Raw genomic sequence first — 17,746 nt, 5'->3', positions numbered from 1 at the left:
GCTCCTGATCCCGATTCTGATCCTGCTCCCACTGGTGCTCGGTCACGGCTCAGACCCTGCTGAAGGTCGAGTCGAGCTCGTGATCGGTCACCTGCTCGCGATAGCGCTCCCACTCCTGCTTCTTGTCACGCAGGAAGAACTCGAAGACCTGCTCCCCCAGGGTGCGGGCCATCAGCTCGGAGCTCTCGAAGCTCTCCAGCGCGCGGAAGAGGTCCGTGGGCAGGGGCTCGATGCCCATCGCCCGGCGTTCGCGCTCGGAGAGGTCCCACACCGCGTCCTCCGCTCCCTCGGGCAGCTCGTACTCCCCTTCGATCCCGGCCAGGCCGGCGGCCAGCAGCGCCGCGAAGGCGAGGTACGGGTTCGCCGCCGAATCCAGTCCGCGGAACTCGACGCGGGAGCTGGTCCCCTTGGTGGGCTTGTGGAACGGCACGCGCACCAGGGCGGAGCGGTTGTTGTGCCCCCAGCAGATGTAGCTCGGCGCCTCCTGCGCGCCCCACAGGCGCTTGTAGGAGTTCACCCACTGATTGGTGACGGCGCTGTATTCGGGAGCGTGGCGCAGCAGCCCGGCGATGAACTGCCTCCCTGTGCGCGAGAGCCCGTACTCCGCACCCGGCTCGTGGAAGGCGTTCTTGCCGCCCTGGAACATCGACAGGTGGGTGTGCATGCCGGAGCCCGGGTGCTCGATCATCGGCTTGGGCATGAAGGTCGCCACCTGCCCCATCGACAGGGCGACCTCCTTGACCACGGTGCGCAGGGTGATGATGTTGTCCGCGGTGGTGAGCGCGTCGGCGTAGCGCAGGTCGATCTCGTTCTGGCCGGGTCCGTTCTCGTGGTGGGAGAACTCGACCTGGATGTTCATCGCCTCGAGATGCTCGATCGCGGCCCGTCGGAAGTCCTGGCCCTGACCACGGTGGACGTGGTCGAAGTATCCGGCGCTGTCGATCGGGCTCAGCTGCTCCCCGCGCCGGTACGGCGCGTCGAAGAGATAGAACTCGATCTCGGGATGGGCGTAGAACTCCAGGCCCTTCTCCTCCGCGCGGGCGAGGGCGTCCCTCAGCACTCGGCGCGGATCGGAGGCGGCCGGTTCGCCGTCCGGGGTCAGCACGTCGCACATCATGCGGCCGGTCGCATTGGTGTCGCCGCGCCAGGCCAGCAGTTCGAAGGTGCCCGGATCAGGGCGCAGGATCATGTCCGATTCGTAGCTGCGGGTGAGTCCCTCGATGGTGGAGCCGTCGATCCCGATGCCCTCGGTGAAGGCGGTCTCGAGGTCCGAGGGGGAGATCGCGATGGACTTCAGGGTGCCCGCGATATCGCAGAACCACAGACGGATGAATCGCACATCGCTATCGGAGACCGTGCGGATGACGTCGTCGTGGAGATGTTCCATGCGCCCAGTGTGCAACACGGGACCCGTGGCCGCCGCTCCTCCGACGCAAGGGGCGGACGGACGGACGGGCGGCCCCACGTCGCCGTGGGGCCGCCCGTCCGTCCAGCAGCAGCCGATCAGCCTGATCGGCCGGAGGGTCACTGCGCGATGTACCACTTGCCGTCGTCGGCCTTGTGCATGTCGAAGTCCGCACCCTGCGCGGAGATCTTGATGGTCCCGTCGCCGTTGTCACTGGCCTCCAGGGCGTCCTCGGTGATCACGGCCACCATCTCCGGCGTGAACATGTCCATCATGCCGCTGGAGTCCATCGTGTCCGCGCACGCCGTGAGGACAGCGCCGGCTGCCGGTTCACCGGTGGTCGGATCGAGGACGAACCCGCAGGCGGCCTCCCCATCCTTCTCGCCGAGAGCCTCGAAGAACGCGAGCACCTGCTGCTTCGAGGCGTCCAGATCCGCATCGCTTACCTCACCGCCGGCGGCAGCGCCGTCCTCCTCCTCGTCCTCCCCGGAGCTGTCCTGCTCGGACTCGACCGCATCCTGACCCTCGTCCGCGGCCTCTTCGCCCTCCTCGGCGACCTTCTCCTCCGAAGCGTCCTCGCCCTCCGCGGGCTGCTCCTCCCCGACAGCCGTGTCGTCGCCGTCGGCCTTCTCGTCGTCGCCGCCGGTGAGCCCGCCGCATGCCGCGGCTCCCGCGACCACCGCGAGGGCCCCCAGGCCTGCCGCCGCTCCCCGAACCGTCCTGCGCATGATCGAAGTCAAGATCCTGTCCTCCCTGATGTGGTCAGCCGGAGCGCTGACGAGAAGAAGAATGACGCATGGCGCTCCGACAGCGCCATGGGGAGAACTCCCCGCCCCCGTGGGGTCAGCCCTGAGGATCGGCCCCCGGCCACCTCCACCGTGGGGCGCGTGCACGGATAGGCTGTGTCCGCACGCATCGCGCACCCGAGCGGCCTTCGAGCCGGCGCGGGTCGCGTCAGTGCGTCCGCCCTTCTCCCCTCCCGTCCAGGAGCACATCGTGAGCACCCCCTCCGGAACCGGATCCGTCGGCCCCGCCAAGGTCCGGATCCGTCATCTGCACGACGCCAAGGATCGCGGACGGCCGTTCTCGATGCTCACCGCGTACGACCAGTTCTCGGCGCAGGCGTTCGAGGCCGCCGGGATCGACGTGCTGCTGGTCGGCGACTCGGTGGGCACGACGGTCCTCGGCCATTCCTCGACGACGGCCACCACGCATCAGGACATGCTCACCTTCACCGCGGCGGTAGCGCGCAGCGTGCACCGCCCGCTGCTGGTCGCGGATCTCGCCTTCGGCACCTACGAGACCGGGTCCACCGACGCCCTGCGCCACGGGGTCGAGCTGATCCGCGCGGGAGCCGAGATGGTGAAGCTCGAGGGCGGGAGGGCGATCGCACCGCAGGTGAAAGCCCTGGTCGACGCCGGCATTCCCGTCATGGGGCACCTCGGCTTCACCCCGCAGTCCGTCAACGCGCTGTCGGGCCACCGGGTGCAGGGCCGCGACGCCGCGGGCGCCGATCAGCTCGCCGAGGATGCGCTGGCGATCCAGGAGGCCGGCGCCTCCGCCGTGGTGCTCGAGCTGGTGCCCGCGCAGGTCGCCGCACGCATCACCGAGGTGCTGCAGATCCCGACGATCGGCATCGGTGCCGGCCCGGCCTGTGACGGCCAGGTGCTGGTGTGGCAGGACATGGCTGGTCTCTCGGACTTCCACGGCAAGTTCGTCAAGGCCTTCGCGGATCTCCGACGAGACCTCACGCACGCGGCCGAGCAGTACCGGGTCGAGGTCGCCGAGCGCTCCTACCCGGGACCCGAGCACTCCTTCGACTGAGGCGCTGCGCCCTGCGGGCCCGCACGCCGACGACACGGCCGCGGCGACCATCGTGGTCGCTGCGGCCGTGTCGTCGGTGTCGATGGGGACCGTTCGGAGCTCTCAGGAGTCGGTCCCGCCCTCCCAGGCCTGGTCGTCCTGCTCCCATTCCTCGTTCCGGGCCTTCGCGGTCGACAGCGCCCGCTGCGCCGCCTCCCTCGTCGGGTACGGACCCATCAGGTCCGTGACCGGCGACTGCCGGCCCTCCTCCACCGCTCCGGTGCTGAGGTTGTAATAGAACTCCGTGCCCTCGGTCACGTCGGTCTCCTTCCGGGTCGATGAGAGACTGGTGGCTATGACTGTAGAGCAGGTGTGGATCCGTCCAGAAGGCCGCGAGCCCTTGGTTCCCGGCACGATCGGCCCCCGTCGCGCGGTGCCCGCGCGCATCGAGCGCCCCGAGTACGTCGGCAAGGACGAGGCGGTCTCGGATTCCGGTCCCCGTGTCCAGACGCCTGACGTGATCGAGCGGGTGCGGGAGGCGAGCCGCGTCGCCGCTCTGGCGCTGCAGGCCGCCGGTGAGGCCGCCGAACCCGGAGTGACGACGGACCACATCGACGAGGTGGTGCACGACGTGCTCGTGCAGAACGGGGCCTACCCGTCCACGCTCGGCTACCTCGGGTTCGAGAAATCCTGCTGCACGAGCCTGAACGAGGTCATCTGCCACGGAATCCCGGATTCCACCGTGATGCAGGCCGGTGACATCCTCAACGTCGATGTCACCGCCTTCCTCCACGGCGTGCACGGCGACACCAATGCCACGTTCGCCGTGGGCGACATCGATCCGCGCGCCCAGCAGCTGATCGACCGCGCCCACGAGTCCATGATGCGCGGGGTGAAGGTCGCCAGGCCCGGCCGCGAGGTGAACGTCATCGGCCGCGTGGTCGAGAAGTTCCTCGCCCGCCACGGCTACCAGTCTGTGCGGGACTACACCGGTCACGGCGTCGCCGAGGGCTTCCACAACGGTCTGGTCATCCCCCACTACGACTCCGCCCCCCTGTTCGACGACCTCATCGAGAAGGACATGACCTTCACGATCGAGCCGATGGTGACGATCGGTTCGCAGGAGTGGGAGCAGTGGGACGACGGCTGGACCGTGGTCACCAAGGACCGTGGGTACACCGCCCAGTTCGAGCACACCATGGTGATCCATGACGACGGTCCGGAGCTGCTCACGGTCGTCTGACCCTGTGCCCCTGCCCGGCGCCGAGGCCGATAGCGGCCGTCGGCGCCGGGAGCCGACGGCGGACCCCGGTGCCGGGAGAGCGCGGTGCCCGGTATCGTGACGGCACTGAAGGGGTCCGGCGTCGGACCCTCCGCCCTGCGGGTCTCCGCCGGGCGCACCACGATCAGGAGTGGCGATGGCCAAGGCGAAGCACCGCACAGCATTCGGGATCGACATCGGCGGCAGCGGCATCAAGGGTGCCCCCGTGCATCTCAAGAAGGGCGTGCTCACCGCGGACAGACTGCGGTTCGCGACCCCTCAGCCCTCGCGACCCGAGGCCGTCGCCGAGACCGTCGCCGAGCTGATCGGCTCGTTCGACATCGCGGACGGCATGCCCGTGGGCGTCACCTTCCCCGCGGTCATCCAGGACGGCGTCGCCCTCACCGCAGCGAACGTCGACGCGTCGTGGATCGGCACCGACGTGGATTCCCTGCTGACCGAGCGCACCGGCCATGACGTGTTCGTGGTCAACGATGCGGACGCCGCCGGTATCGCCGAGATGGAGTTCGGGGCAGGCCGCGACTCCTCCGGCGTGGTCATCGTGATCACCCTCGGCACCGGTGTGGGCAGCGCGATGTTCGTGGACGGGAAGCTGGTGCCGAATTCGGAGCTGGGCCATGTGCTCCTGCACGACGACGACGCCGAGAAGTACATGGCCAGCTCGATCCGGGAGAGGGAGGGCCTGGACTGGGAGACCTGGGCCGGTCGCCTCCAGGAGTACTTCGCCCACATCGAGTTCCTCTTCTCGCCCACGAGGATCATCGTCGGCGGCGGCGTCTCCAAGAAGCACGAGAACTTCCTCCCGCTGTTGGATCTGAAGACCGAGATCGTGCCGGCGAAGCTGCGCAACGAGGCCGGGATCATCGGCGCGGCGGTCCTGGCTCGCAAGGAGCAGAAGGCGCTCGCGAAGAAGGCCGAGGCGAGCGGCGACGAGCCGGACACGCACCGCGCGCACGACACGAAGAGCACGAAGGGCACGAAGCACGGCGCGTGAGCCGAGGCGGGGCGGGTGAGCCCGGGAGGGCTGCGACAAGTGCTGCGTCCGGGCCGGGGCCCACGGGGCCCGGAGCGCCGACGCCGCGCGTCCCGGGCCCGCGCGATGAGGCGCAGGCCCGGGGCGGGACGTAGGCGGACCAGCCGGCCTGTAAGCCGGGTTCTGTGATCGGCAGCCATCCCTCTCGGATCGCCGTTGCCGACGATCTCCAGCGGCCTACCCGGAAACTCGGGCCGGCGCCCTCGAACGTTCCCTGTCTGGCCTTGCTCCCGGTGGGGTTTGCCGTGCCGACCTCGTCACCGAGGTCGCGGTGGTCTCTTACACCACCCTTTCACCCTTACCGTCCGGCCCCGCAGGGCGCGGACGGCGGTCTGTTCTCTGTGGCACTGTCCCGCGGATCGCTCCGGGTGGGCGTTACCCACCACCGTGCCGGATGGAGCCCGGACTTTCCTCGGCCCCGGAGCGTGAGCCCCGAGGACGCGGCTGCCCGGCCGACTGGTCCAGCGAGCAGTGTACGCCGATGCCGGAGCCACGGCCCCGCTGCGCATCGTGCGTCGTGCCCCGTGACGTGCGGAACGTCTCTCCGCGGTGCGTCGTGCCGGGCCGTCCTCGGCGCCGTGCGGAGCGGAGAATGGAGGGGTGCTGATCCTGCTGCCGCCCTCAGAGACCAAGACCCGCCCGACGGCTGCGGACGCCGTCCCGCTGGAGCTCGCGGAGCTGGCCCTCCCGGAGCTCACCGAGGATCGCCGCACGATGCTGCGCGCGGCGCAGCGGACGGCCGCCGGGACGAACGCCGCGGCCCAGCTCGGGGTCCCGGCCTCCGCCCCCGAGCTCGTCGAGCGGATGGCACAGCTCGAGGAGGAACCGGCCGCCGCCCCGCTCACGGTCTACTCCGGGGTGCTGTACGACCAGCTGGACGCGGCGATCCCGTCCGCACCGGACCGTCAGGTGCTCGTGCAGAGCGCGCTGTTCGGTCTCGTCGACGCCGGGCAGGACAGGATCCCGGCGTACCGCCTCTCGGCGGGGTCGACGGTCTCCCGGCTGGGCAGGACCGCGACCTGGTGGCGTCCCCGCCTGGCCCCGGTCGCCGCGTCCCTGCACGCCCAGCTGGCAGCAGGAGATTCCCCGGTCGTGGTGGACAACCGCTCCGGCTCGTACCGCTCGATGATGGCGATGCGCAGCAGAGAGGGCGTCCGCGTGCTCGAGGTGTCCCCCGTGCAGGAGCGCGACGGGCGACGCAAGGTCATCTCCCACGATGCCAAGCGCTATCGCGGCATGGTCACCCACGCGCTGCTCGCGTCCGCGCACACTCCTGCCGGGGCCGACGAGGTCGTCGACGTGGTGCGCGCCGCCCTCGGCACCTCGCTGCAGGTCGAGCTCGACGGCGACCGGCTGGTGATCGTCGACCGGATCGCCTGACGACACCACGACCCTCGCCCCGCGGCCGTCCTTCAGCCGGCGCGACCGCTCCACGGATCCGTGGTGTGCCCGCTGACCAGCACCTCGAGACCGGGGAGCGCCTCCTGCAGGAGCTGCCGGGCCTGAGGGAGCCACAGCGCCTCGCTCGCGGCATGCGGCACGTCGATCAGGGCCGGCACCGCCGCCGGGTCCGCGGACGCTTCGACGTGCTCGAGCGCCGGATGGTGTCGCAGATCCGAGGTGAGGTAGACGTCGACCCCCGCGGCAGCGGCCTGGTCGAGGAAGGAATCCCCAGCCCCCGGGCACACGGCGATCGTGCGCACGGCACGGTCCGCCTCCCCGGTGTGCAGGATCCCGCGGGCGGTCTCCGGCACGATGTCGGCGACGGCGGCGGTGAGCTCCCCGACGGTGGTGGCGGCCGGCAGGACCCCGACCGCGCCGAGGCCGAAGAGCTGCGAGCCGTGCGCACCGCTCTGGTCGGTGTCGCGTCGGCCGGACACGAGGGGTCGCGGCTCCTGCAGGTCGAGCGCGTCGATCCACGCACCGACCGTGCCTCGGGTGGAGCGGTCGACGTTCGTGTGACCGCACCACAGGCCCGTCCCGGCCCGCAGGAGGCTCGTGACGACGGCACCCTTCCCGTCGTCCGCCGGGAGGAAGCTCGCCCCGCGCAGCAGCAGCGGATGATGGGTGATGAGCAGCTCAGCGCCCCGCTCGATCGCCTCGCCGGCCACCGCGACCGTCGGATCCACGGCGAGCAGCACCGTCGAGACCGGCGCGGACCGCTCGCCGAGCACCAGGCCGACGCGGTCCCAGTCCTCCGCCCAGGAGAGCGGATAGGTCTCCTCGAGGACCTCGACGACGGTCCCGAGGGTCCGGGCCGGGGTGCCGTGCGTGCTCGTCATGAGCGGAGCGCCTGCGACTCGACCAGGGCCGCCTGGTAGGCCTTCCACGGCATGAGCACGCATTTCACCCGGGCGGGGAACTTCGCGGCACCCAGCAGGGCGACGCCGTCCCCGATCAGGTCCTCGTCGCCCTCGAGACGACCGCGGGAGCCCATCGCGGCCTCGAAGTGCTCGCGCACGGGCTCGATCTCGGCGACGCTCCGGCCGATCAGCAGATCCGCCATGATCGAGGCGGCGGCGCGGCTCATCGCGCAGCCGATCGCGTCGTAGGAGACGTCCTCGATCTGCTGCGTCGCGCCGCTGCCGGTCAGCTGCAGGCGCAGGGTGATCTCGTCGCCGCAGGTGGGGTTCACGTGATGGACCTCGGCGGTGAACGGCTCACGCAGGCCCGCATGCAGCGGGCGCTTGTCGTGCTCCATGACGAGCTCGGTGTACAGGGAGTTCAGACCCACGGTCATGACAGTCCTCCGAAGAAGTCGGTGGTGCGGGCGACCCCGGCGACGAAGGCTTCGACCTCGTCGGCAGTGGTGTGGACGGAGAAGCTGGCCCGCGTGGTGCCATGCAGCCCGAAGCGCCGGTGCAGAGGCCAGGCGCAGTGGTGACCGACCCGGACCTCGATCCCGAGGGAGTCCAGCACCTGGCCGACGTCGTGCGGATGGCGTCCGGCCAGGTCGAAGGACACGGCGCCGGCGCGGTGCGGCCCGACGGAGGGGCCGATGATCCGCACCCCGTCGATCTCGGAGAGCCCGCGCACCGCCTGGTCGGTCAGCGCGCGCTCGTGCTCGGCGATGGTCTCCATCCCCAGGGCGGTGAGGTAGTCGCACGCGGCGGCCAGACCCACGGCCTGGCTGATCGGGGGCGTGCCGGCCTCGAAACGGGCGGGCGGCTCCGCATAGGTGCTGTGATCGAGATGGACCACCTCGATCATCGACCCGCCGGTGAGGAACGGGGGCATCGCCGCGAGGTGCTCGTACCGCCCCCAGAGCACGCCGATGCCGGTCGGGCCCAGCATCTTGTGCCCGGACAGCACCGCGAAGTCCACGCCCAGTGCGGCGACGTCGAAGGGCATGTGCGGGGCGGACTGCGCGGCGTCGAGCACCGTGAGCGCCCCGACGGCCCGGGCGGCCTCGACGAGCCGGTCGACGGGATTGATCGTCCCCAGGACGTTGGACTGGTGGGTGAACGCCACGACCTTCGTGCGCGCACCGATGAGGGCATCCAGGTCGGAGAGGTCCAGCGTGAAGTCGTCGGCCATCGGGATCCAGCGCAGCGTGGCGCCGGTGCGGCGCGCGAGCTCCTGCCACGGCACGAGGTTCGCGTGATGCTCCATCTCCGTCACGAGGATCTCGTCACCCTCCCCCACTCGCAGCGCGGGTGGCGTCGACGGGTCCCCGTTGCCGAGCGAGTACGCGACCAGGTTGAGCGCCTCGGTCGCGTTCTTCGTGAAGACGACCTCGTCCGGCGAGGGGGCACCGACGAAGGCCGCGACGGTCTCCCGCGCCTGCTCATAGGCGTCGGTCGCGGCGGAGGCCATCCGGTGCGCACCCCGCTTCACGGCGGCGTTGTCCCGGGTGAGGAAAGCGACCTCGGCATCGAGCACCTGCCGGGGACGTTGCGAGGTGGCGCCGCCGTCGAGGTAGATCATCGGGGTCTCGGGATCCAGCATGCGCTCGAGGATCGGGAAATCCGCCCTGATCGCCTGGATGTCGAACGCTCTGCTCGGTGAGTTCACCTGTGCAGCTCCTCCTTCGATCGGTGCCGGTCGCCGCACAGCGACGGACACCGTGAGGTGCAGGTGGAGCCGTGCGCGACAGTGGCTCCAGTATAGGAAGCCGACCGGGCCGATCCCTGGGCCGTGAGATCCTGTCCACACCTGACCCCGCACCGCTCGGAGGATGCACCATCAACACCCTGATCCTGCTGCTGTTCGGACTGACCCTCATCGTCTTCCTCGGCATCGCCGTCCTGCGCATGCTCTCCTACCAGCGGCGCGAACGCGAGGATGCACGCAGCGACGGCTTCCCCTCGGGCGAACGCCCCCGCACCGACGAGCAGAAGGCGAAGGACAAGCGCGCCGCGTCGATCTGGGGCGGACTCGCCGTCCTGGTGCCGTGCCTGCTCGTGCTCGCCTACTACGTCTCCCGCTGACTGCTGAAACGGGCCGAGTCGACGGCCCTGCCGAGGCAACCGGGGCCCGGTGGGCGCCTGCAGACCGACGCGGGTCCTCGATGCGAGCGACGGCCGACGCGGCCGACGGCGCGTGCGTTGCGCTCGACATTGCGCGCGGCCACGCGCGATGGAGCCTGCGGTGGGTCGTGAGGGGCTCGAACCCCCGACCTCCTGGGTGTAAACCAGGCGCTCTGACCAACTGAGCTAACGACCCGGGCGGGGCGGTGCCCCGTGACCCCGCGCGCGAGCGGGCGCGCGCGAACGATCCTGTTCACCCCACATACGGGGTGCTGTTCACCCCGCGCACGGGGTGGCGAACGTGGAGACGATCAGTTGGTGCGGCTGGCCAGGCGGGTGCCCGTCCAATCCGCCGCCAGGGTGACGGTGCTCATGACACGCAGACCGGCGATGCCGGCGCTCTCCTGGATGTCGGCGGGCGCGACATGGCCGTCGCGACCGGCCTTCGGCGTCAGCACCCACACCGGCGCACCGGGGGCGAGGGTGGTGAGCGTGTCGACCATGGCGTCGGTCAGATCCCCATCGCCCTCGCGCCACCACATGATCACGCCATCGACGATCTCCTGGCAGTCCTCATCCTCGAGATCCTCGCCGAGGATGTCCTCGATGGCGTCGCGGAGGTCGAGATCGACATCGTCGTCATAGCCGAACTCCTGGACTATCTGGCCCTCGGTGAAGGCCAGCGTCTCTGCAGGAGAGCTGGGCGAAGTGGCGTCGGCCGACGGTGACAAGAAAAGGCTCCTCACGGGATGGGACTGTAGACAGGCGGCAGGATGGACGGGACCGCTGGGGCCCACTGGCCATCCTGTGCCTGCGCAATGGTATGCCACACGGGATCCTCACGCACTCCGATCCTGGGCCGGGGTGAGATTACCCGGTCACGCCGCTCATGCACGAGCGGACCATGCCGCCGCGCACGACACTCGCGGGCGTCGTCGGGGCCCGGCGTGAACCGGGAGGCCGCCAGGACGCCACCGGTCACCAGCGGGTCACCGCACGACCGACAGGACCTCGGCGGCCCCCAGGGTGTCCGGCGTCTCACAGGTGAGGAGGACTTGTGCAGACTCTGCACACCCTCAGCGACGGTAGGCTGACCGGAACCGAGGCCACAGGAGCCGTGCCCACCGGCGCTCCGTTGCTCCCACGGCCGGTCCATCGCCTCCCGTAGAGAGAAGGACAGTGTGACTTCGCACGAGACTCCTCGTCCCATCGGCATCAACCTGCCCAGCCATGCGCAGGATCCTGACCCGGAGGAGACGCAGGAATGGATTGAGTCCTTCGACGGCCTCGTCGAGCATCGTGGCTCCGACCGCGCCTCCGAGGTCGTCCAGAGCCTGATCCAGCATGCCCGCAACCAGGACCTGCACCTGCCGGACTCCCTGACCACGGACTACGTGAACACCATCGCGGTGGACGAGCAGCCCGAGTATCCCGGCGACGTGGAGCTCGAGAAGGAGCTGCGCAACATCAACCGCTGGAACGCGGCGATGGTGGTCCATCGTGCCCAGCGCCCGGGCGTCTCCGTCGGCGGCCACCTCTCGAGCTACGCCTCGATCGCCACCATGTACGAGGTCGGCTTCAACCACTTCTTCCGCGGTCGCAACCACCCCGGCGGCGGCGACCACGTCTTCTTCCAGGGCCACGCCTCCCCTGGCATCTACGCCCGCGCCTACCTCATGGGCCGCCTCGGCCAGGAGGACCTCGACGGCTTCCGCCAGGAGTTCTCCAGCGAGCACGGCATGCCGTCCTACCCGCACCCACGGGCCATGCAGGACTTCTGGGAGTTCCCGACCGTGTCGATGGGCATCGGCCCGGTCGCCGCCATCGAGCAGGCCTCGTTCGACAAGTACCTGCAGAACCGTGATCTGAAGGACACCAGCGAGCAGCACACCTGGGCGTTCCTGGGCGACGGCGAGATGGACGAGGTCGAGTCCCGTGGCGCGCTGCACATCGCGGCGAAGGAGCACCTGGACAACCTCACGTTCGTCGTCAACTGCAACCTGCAGCGGCTCGACGGCCCGGTGCGCGGCAACGGCAAGATCATCCAGGAGCTGGAGAGCCAGTTCCGCGGTGCGGGCTGGAACGTCATCAAGCTGATCTGGGGCGCGGGCTGGGATCCGCTGCTGGAGGCCTCCACGGACGGCGCCCTCATCGACCTGATGAACGTCACCCCCGACGGCGATTACCAGACGTACCGCGCGGAGAACGGCGGCTTCATCCGCGACAACTTCTTCGGTCGCGATCCCCGCACGAAGGCCCTCGTCGAGGACCTCTCGGACGACGACATCTGGTGGAAGCTCAACCGCGGCGGCCACGACGCGAAGAAGATCTACGCAGCCTTCCAGGCCGCGGTCGAGCACAAGGGCCAGCCCACCGTGATCCTCGCCCACACGATCAAGGGCTACCGCCTCGGCAAGAACTTCGCGGGCCGCAACGCGACCCACCAGATGAAGAAGTTCACCCTCGAGGACCTCAAGGCGCTGCGCGACACGCTGCACATCCCGGTCACCGACGAGCAGCTGGAGTCCGGCAGCGTCTACGACGCACCGCTCTACATGCCCGAGGACGATGCCCCGGTCATGCAGTACCTGAAGTCCCGCCGTGGTGAGCTCGGCGGGCCGGTCCCCTCGCGCAGCACCGAGCACAAGGCGCTCGACCTGCCGGGCGACAAGGCCTACGAGGTCGCACGCCGCGGCTCGGGCAAGCAGGAGATCGCCACCACGATGGCTCTCGTGCGACTGCTCAAGGACCTCATGCGCGACAAGGAGACCGGCAAGCGCTGGGTCCCGATCGTGCCGGACGAGGCCCGCACCTTCGGGATGGACTCGCTCTTCCCGACCGCGAAGATCTACAACCCGGACGGTCAGAACTACCTGTCCGTGGACCGCGATCTGCTCCTGGCCTACAAGGAGTCCACCTCCGGCCAGATCAAGCACATGGGCATCAACGAGATCAGCTCCACGGCGGCGTTCACCGCGGCGGGCACCTCGTACGCCACCCATGACTTCCCGATGATCCCGTTCTACATCTTCTACTCGATGTTCGGGTTCCAGCGCACCGGTGACTTCTTCTGGGCCGCGGGCGATCAGATGGCCAAGGGCTTCGTGATCGGCGCGACCGCCGGCAAGACGACGCTCGCCGGCGAGGGCCTGCAGCACATGGACGGCCATTCGCCGATCCTGGCCTACACGAACCCCGGCACCGTGATCTACGACCCCGCGTACGGCTACGAGCTCGGACACATCATCCGGGACGGCCTGCAGCGCATGTACGGCGAGGACGACCGTCTGCAGGAGGTCTTCTACTACATCACGGTGTACAACGAGCCGATCGTGCAGCCGGCGGAGCCCGAAGGCCTGGACGTCGAGGGCCTTCTCAAGGGCATGTACGTGCTCGAGTCGGCTCCCGAGGGCGAGGGCCCCGAGGCCCAGCTGCTCGCCTCCGGCGTCGGCGTGCCGTGGGCGCGCCACGCCCGCGAGCTGCTGGAGGAGGACTGGGGCGTGCGCGCCACGGTCTGGTCGGTCACCTCGTGGGCCGAGATGCGCAAGGACGCCCAGGAGGCGGAGAAGCACAACCTGCTCCACCCCGAGGAGCCGCGCACCCCGTGGATCTCGGAGCGTCTGCAGGGCGTCGAGGGGCCGTTCGTCGCGACCTCCGATTACGACTTCCTGGTGCCGGACCTGATCCGTGAGTGGATCCCCGGCCAGTACGGCGTGCTCGGCGCGGATGGCTGGGGCTTCTCGGACACTCGTCCGGCCGCCCGTCGTCATCTGAAGATCGACGCGCACTCCATGGTCGTGAAGGCCCTGCAGCTGCTCGCCCGCGAGGGCAAGGTCGACGCCTCCGTGGTGCGCCAGGCCATCGACAAGTACGACCTCGCCAACGTCAACGCGGGCCAGTCCGGCTCCTTCGGCGGCGAGTCCTGATCACCCCACCGGGCCATCCCTCCTGCGGGAGGGGCGGTCCGGTGGTCTTTTTTCCCCGGGCCTCGCCCTCAGCGGCGGCGGGGCCCGTTCGTCTCTCTCTTCCTGGAGGTTCCCGTGCTCGCTATCGTCTGCCCCGGCCAAGGGGCGCAGAAGCCCGGATTCCTGAACCCGTGGCGTGAGCTGCCCGGCGTCGAGCAGACGCTGGTCTCCCTCTCCGAGGGGGCCGGCGTGGATCTGGTGCGCCATGGCACGGAGTCCGACGCGGACACCCTCCGCGACACCGCCGTGGCCCAGCCCCTGCTGGTCGCCGCCGGTATCGTCGCCGCCGCCCAGCTGGGTGCGGGCACGGACCTCCCCGTGGCGGACGTGATCGCGGGGCACAGCGTCGGAGAGCTGACCGCCGCTGCGCTGTCCGGCGTGCTGAACGACGAGGACGCGATGCGTCTGGTCGCGGTGCGCTCCCAGGCGATGGCGAAGTCCGCCGCGGCCGAGCCCACCGGGATGGCGGCGGTCGTCGGCGGCACGCGCGACGAGGTGCTGGCGGCCATCGAGCGCCATGGCCTGCACCCCGCGAACATCAACTCCGCCGCGCAGGTCGTGGCCGCCGGCTCCCTCGACGCGATCGCGGCGCTAGGCGAGGACGGTCCCGCCAAGGCCCGCGTCATCCCGCTGCAGGTGGCGGGCGCGTTCCACACCCCGTACATGGCCGCTGCCCGCGAAGAGCTCGCCGCCTTCGCACCGGAGCTCTCCCCCACCGCTCCGACGGTTCCGCTGGTGTCCAACGCCGGGGGCGAGATCGTCACCGACGGATCGCGCTACCTCGACCTGATCGTCACCCAGGTGGCCTCCCCGGTGGACTGGGAGGCCTGCATGGACGCGCTGCGTGAACGCGGCGTGACGGCGCTGGTCGAGGTCGCACCCGCCGGCACCCTCACCGGACTCGCCAAGCGCGAGCTCAAGGGCATCGCCCTCGCGAACCTCAACACCCCTGACGACCTCGACGCCGCGCGCGCCCTCGTGCGCGATCACGCCGGTGTGCCCTCGACCGCGGACCAGGAGAACTGACATGGCCGTTTCCCTCCAGCCCAAGCCCATCGTCCCGGGTTCGCAGGTCCTCGCCTACGGCGCGGCCCGCGGCGACCTCGTCGTCCCCAACGACGACCTGATCGAGCCGATCAACTCGTCGGACGAATGGATCCAGCAGCGCACCGGCATCATCACCCGCACCCGCGCGAGCAGGGACGTCGGCGTCAAGGACCTGTCCCTCACCGCCGCCCGCGAGGCCGTCGAGCGCTCCGGGATCGACATCGGGACGCTCGACGCGATCATCGTCTCGACGATCTCCTTCCCGTACCCGACGCCGTCGCTCGCGACGCTCCTCGCCGGAGAGCTGGGCCGGCCGGACGTCATCGCGTACGACATCTCCGCCGCCTGCGCCGGCTTCGCCTACGGCATCGGCCAGGCCGACGCCCTGATCCGCACCGGCGCCGCACGCCATGTGCTGGTCATCGGCGCGGAGAAGCTCTCCGACTTCGTGGATCCCACCGACCGCTCGATCTCCTTCCTGCTGGGCGACGGCGCGGGCGCCGCGATCGTCGGGCCCAGCAACGAGCCGAGGATCGGCCCCACCGTGTGGGGCAGCGACGGTGACAGCTGGAACACCATCCGCATGACGAACTCCCTCGTGGACTACCGCGACGGGGACGGCGGCTGGCCCACGCTCGAGCAGGACGGCCGCACCGTGTTCCGCTGGGCCGTCTGGCACACCGCGAAGAAGATCCGCGAGATGCTCGAGCAGTCGGGCCTCACCGTCGAGGACATCGACGTGTTCGTCCCCCACCAGGCGAACATGCGGATCGTCGACGAGCTCGCCAAGCAGCTCAAGCTCCCCGAGAGCGTCGTCATCGCCCGCGATATCGCCGAGACCGGCAACACCTCCGCGGCCTCGATCCCGCTGGCGACCCATCGCCTGCTCGAGGAGGGCACTGCGAAGAGCGGTGACGTGCTCGTGCAGTTCGGCTTCGGCGCAGGCCTGGCGTACGCCGGCCAGGTGCTGATCCTCCCCTGATCCCCGCGGCGTGCGGTCGGGCTGTCACCCGTATCACGCCACAAGGACCACATCGCCACGGCTGACGGAAGACCGTCCGTCGCGCAGGTAGTCTGTCACCGCCACACATCCCATTCACCTAAGGAGAACCCCATGGCACACACCGAGAACGAGATCCTCGAGGGCCTGGCCGAGATCGTCAACGAGGAGACGGGTGTCGCCACCGAGGACGTCCAGCTCGCGAAGTCCTTCACCGACGACCTCGACATCGACTCGATCTCCATGATGACCATCGTCGTCAACGCGGAGGAGAAGTTCGACGTGCGCATCCCCGACGAAGAGGTCAAGAACCTCGCCACCGTCGGCGACGCCGTCAAGTTCATCGAGGGCGCTCAGTCCTGATTTCCGCCTGACGCCCGGGGCTGCCTGTCCCGGGCGTCGCTGTCTTCCCGCCATCCGACCCGGAGGTCCGTATGTCCGCTTCCCGCCCCCGTGTCGCCGTGACCGGCCTGGGCACCGTCAACCCGCTCGGAGGCGACATCGCCTCCACGTGGGAGGCCGCCCTCGCCGGTACGTCGACCGCGCGAACCCTGGACAACGACTGGAAGGAGCGCTACGGCCTGTCCGTGGACTTCGCCTGCCAGATCGTTCCCGGCGCCGTCGACTCCCTGACGCGCCCCGAGGCCAAGAAGCTCGACCCGTCGGGTCAGTACTCGATGGTGGCGGCCCGTGAGGCCTGGGCCGACGCCGGAGCCCCGGACGTCGCCCCCGAGCGCCTCGGTGTGGTGGTCGGCACCGGCATCGGCGGCATCTGGACGACGCTGGACCAGTGGGACGCCGTGCGTGAGCGCGGCGCCCGACGGGTCAATCCCTTCACGGTGCCGATGCTCATGGCCAACTCCTCGAGCGCCCAGATCTCCATGGAGCTCGGTGCCCGCGCAGGCGCCCACACTCCGGTGTCCGCGTGCGCCTCCGGGTCGGAGGCCGTCGCGCTGGGCATGGGCATGATCCGCGACGGTCGCGCAGACGTCGTGGTCGTGGGCGGCACCGAGGCGTGCATCCACCCGATGACGCTCGCGGCGTTCGCGAACATCCGTGCCCTCTCGAGCCGCGTCGATGATCCCGAGCATGCCTCGCGTCCCTACGACGTGGACCGTGACGGTTTCGTCCTCGGCGAGGGTGCGGCCATCCTGGTGCTCGAGAGCGAAGAGCATGCGGCCGCGCGCGGTGCCCGGGTGTACGCCTATGCGGCCGGTCGGGGCATGGCCTCGGACGCGCACCACATCTCCGCTCCCTCAGCGGAGGGCCAGGCCCGTGCGGTGCGCGAGGCCCTGCAGGACGCCGACCTCGCCGCGAAGGACATCGTGCACGTCAACGCGCATGGCACCTCCACCCCGCTCGGCGACATCGGTGAGCTGAACGCGGTCTCCGACGCGCTGGACGGCGCCACCGACCAGATCGTGGTGACGTCGACCAAGTCGATGACCGGGCACCTGATGGGCGGTGCCGGTGCGCTCGAGTCGATCTTCTCGACGCTGGCCGTGCACCATCGCGTCTCTCCGCCGACCGTCAACATCGCCGAGCTCGACCCCGAGACCCCGATGCGGATCGCGCAGAACGCTCCGGTGGAGCTTCCCTCGGGCGACATCGCCGTGCTGAACAACGCGTTCGGCTTCGGAGGCCACGACATCGCCGTGACCTTCACCAACGCCTGACGCTCGACGCAAGACGACGCGGCTGCCGGAGATGCTCCGGCAGCCGCGTCCTTGTTCCGGGTGCGA

17 protein-coding genes, 1 tRNA gene and 1 other RNA gene are annotated in these 17,746 nt (G+C 69.9%); 10 read left to right on the top strand and 9 right to left on the bottom strand.

What is annotated here, in order from left to right:
* Nucleotides 1-49 precede the first annotated feature (49 nt).
* Nucleotides 50-1,387 carry a glutamine synthetase family protein gene (locus tag CIK81_RS00470; protein ID WP_096166143.1) on the bottom strand — a complete coding sequence of 446 codons (1,338 nt, stop codon included), beginning with the start codon at nucleotides 1,385-1,387 and terminating at the stop codon, nucleotides 50-52.
* A gap of 137 nt (nucleotides 1,388-1,524) precedes the next feature.
* Nucleotides 1,525-2,133 carry a hypothetical protein gene (locus CIK81_RS00465; RefSeq protein ID WP_114306270.1) on the bottom strand — a complete coding sequence of 203 codons (609 nt, stop codon included), beginning with the start codon at nucleotides 2,131-2,133 and terminating at the stop codon, nucleotides 1,525-1,527.
* 268 nt (nucleotides 2,134-2,401) lie between these two features.
* Here CIK81_RS00465 and panB point away from each other — a divergent pair, with 268 nt between their 5' ends.
* Nucleotides 2,402-3,229 carry a 3-methyl-2-oxobutanoate hydroxymethyltransferase gene (gene panB / locus CIK81_RS00460; protein ID WP_096166141.1) on the top strand — a complete coding sequence of 276 codons (828 nt, stop codon included), beginning with the start codon at nucleotides 2,402-2,404 and terminating at the stop codon, nucleotides 3,227-3,229.
* 102 nt (nucleotides 3,230-3,331) lie between these two features.
* Here the strand turns inward: panB and CIK81_RS00455 are convergent, their stop codons facing one another.
* On the bottom strand, nucleotides 3,332-3,526 hold the full coding sequence (locus CIK81_RS00455; RefSeq protein ID WP_096166140.1) for a hypothetical protein: 195 nt from the start codon (nucleotides 3,524-3,526) through the stop codon (nucleotides 3,332-3,334).
* Nucleotides 3,527-3,563: 37 nt separating this feature from the next.
* On the opposite strand from CIK81_RS00455, the gene map reads away from it, so the two are divergent.
* Nucleotides 3,564-4,451 (top strand): type I methionyl aminopeptidase, encoded by an 888-nt coding sequence (gene map, locus CIK81_RS00450; RefSeq protein ID WP_096166139.1) that lies wholly within the window; start codon nucleotides 3,564-3,566, stop codon nucleotides 4,449-4,451.
* 175 nt (nucleotides 4,452-4,626) lie between these two features.
* On the top strand, nucleotides 4,627-5,484 hold the full coding sequence (ppgK, locus tag CIK81_RS00445; RefSeq protein WP_096166138.1) for a polyphosphate--glucose phosphotransferase: 858 nt from the start codon (nucleotides 4,627-4,629) through the stop codon (nucleotides 5,482-5,484).
* Between the two features lie 135 nt (nucleotides 5,485-5,619).
* On the opposite strand, the gene rnpB is transcribed toward ppgK, so the two are convergent.
* An RNA gene (gene rnpB, locus CIK81_RS00440) (RNase P RNA component class A) lies at nucleotides 5,620-5,983 on the bottom strand.
* Nucleotides 5,984-6,123: 140 nt separating this feature from the next.
* Between rnpB and CIK81_RS00435 the strand changes: the two genes are divergently transcribed.
* Nucleotides 6,124-6,903 carry a YaaA family protein gene (locus CIK81_RS00435; RefSeq protein WP_096166137.1) on the top strand — a complete coding sequence of 260 codons (780 nt, stop codon included), beginning with the start codon at nucleotides 6,124-6,126 and terminating at the stop codon, nucleotides 6,901-6,903.
* A gap of 32 nt (nucleotides 6,904-6,935) precedes the next feature.
* Here the strand turns inward: CIK81_RS00435 and CIK81_RS00430 are convergent, their stop codons facing one another.
* The 3 genes from CIK81_RS00430 to CIK81_RS00420 are packed head-to-tail and all read right to left on the bottom strand — an operon-like array spanning nucleotide 6,936 to nucleotide 9,537.
* Complete coding sequence (locus CIK81_RS00430) at nucleotides 6,936-7,805, bottom strand: Nif3-like dinuclear metal center hexameric protein (RefSeq protein ID WP_096166136.1); 870 nt, start codon at nucleotides 7,803-7,805, stop codon at nucleotides 6,936-6,938.
* Complete coding sequence (gene sufU, locus CIK81_RS00425) at nucleotides 7,802-8,263, bottom strand: Fe-S cluster assembly sulfur transfer protein SufU (protein WP_096166135.1); 462 nt, start codon at nucleotides 8,261-8,263, stop codon at nucleotides 7,802-7,804. Before sufU ends, CIK81_RS00430 begins: the two co-directional genes overlap by 4 nt.
* Nucleotides 8,260-9,537, bottom strand: coding sequence for an aminotransferase class V-fold PLP-dependent enzyme (locus CIK81_RS00420; RefSeq protein WP_096166134.1), 1,278 nt, complete (start codon nucleotides 9,535-9,537; stop codon nucleotides 8,260-8,262). The genes sufU and CIK81_RS00420 overlap by 4 nt, the downstream gene beginning before the upstream one ends.
* Before the next feature lie 71 nt (nucleotides 9,538-9,608).
* On the opposite strand from CIK81_RS00420, the gene CIK81_RS00415 reads away from it, so the two are divergent.
* Nucleotides 9,609-9,953, top strand: coding sequence for a hypothetical protein (locus tag CIK81_RS00415; protein ID WP_096166133.1), 345 nt, complete (start codon nucleotides 9,609-9,611; stop codon nucleotides 9,951-9,953).
* Between the two features lie 161 nt (nucleotides 9,954-10,114).
* On the opposite strand, the gene CIK81_RS00410 is transcribed toward CIK81_RS00415, so the two are convergent.
* Nucleotides 10,115-10,188: transfer RNA gene (locus tag CIK81_RS00410), tRNA-Val, on the bottom strand.
* Between the two features lie 115 nt (nucleotides 10,189-10,303).
* On the bottom strand, nucleotides 10,304-10,723 hold the full coding sequence (locus CIK81_RS00405) for a DUF3052 domain-containing protein (RefSeq protein WP_096166132.1): 420 nt from the start codon (nucleotides 10,721-10,723) through the stop codon (nucleotides 10,304-10,306).
* A gap of 450 nt (nucleotides 10,724-11,173) precedes the next feature.
* On the opposite strand from CIK81_RS00405, the gene aceE reads away from it, so the two are divergent.
* The 5 genes from aceE (at nucleotide 11,174) to CIK81_RS00380 (ending at nucleotide 17,680) form a co-directional block, all read left to right on the top strand.
* A complete protein-coding gene (aceE, locus tag CIK81_RS00400) occupies nucleotides 11,174-13,918 on the top strand; it encodes a pyruvate dehydrogenase (acetyl-transferring), homodimeric type (RefSeq protein ID WP_096166131.1) in 2,745 nt (914 codons plus the stop codon).
* Between the two features lie 114 nt (nucleotides 13,919-14,032).
* Nucleotides 14,033-14,983: an ACP S-malonyltransferase gene (locus CIK81_RS00395; RefSeq protein ID WP_096166130.1), complete on the top strand. Its 951-nt coding sequence runs from the start codon at nucleotides 14,033-14,035 to the stop codon at nucleotides 14,981-14,983.
* Between the two features lies 1 nt (nucleotide 14,984).
* A complete protein-coding gene (locus CIK81_RS00390) occupies nucleotides 14,985-15,986 on the top strand; it encodes a beta-ketoacyl-ACP synthase III (RefSeq protein ID WP_096166129.1) in 1,002 nt (333 codons plus the stop codon).
* A gap of 132 nt (nucleotides 15,987-16,118) precedes the next feature.
* Nucleotides 16,119-16,367, top strand: a complete 249-nt coding sequence (locus CIK81_RS00385) for an acyl carrier protein (RefSeq protein WP_096166128.1) — start codon at nucleotides 16,119-16,121, stop codon at nucleotides 16,365-16,367.
* Nucleotides 16,368-16,438: 71 nt separating this feature from the next.
* Nucleotides 16,439-17,680 carry a beta-ketoacyl synthase gene (locus CIK81_RS00380; RefSeq protein ID WP_096166127.1) on the top strand — a complete coding sequence of 414 codons (1,242 nt, stop codon included), beginning with the start codon at nucleotides 16,439-16,441 and terminating at the stop codon, nucleotides 17,678-17,680.
* Nucleotides 17,681-17,746: the final 66 nt, after the last annotated feature.

The organism is Brachybacterium sp. JB7, from assembly GCF_003335205.1.
Classification (GTDB): domain Bacteria; phylum Actinomycetota; class Actinomycetes; order Actinomycetales; family Dermabacteraceae; genus Brachybacterium; species Brachybacterium alimentarium.
The sequence above is the reverse complement of the archived record's forward strand: the minus strand, read 5'-3'. Positions and strand labels throughout refer to the sequence as shown.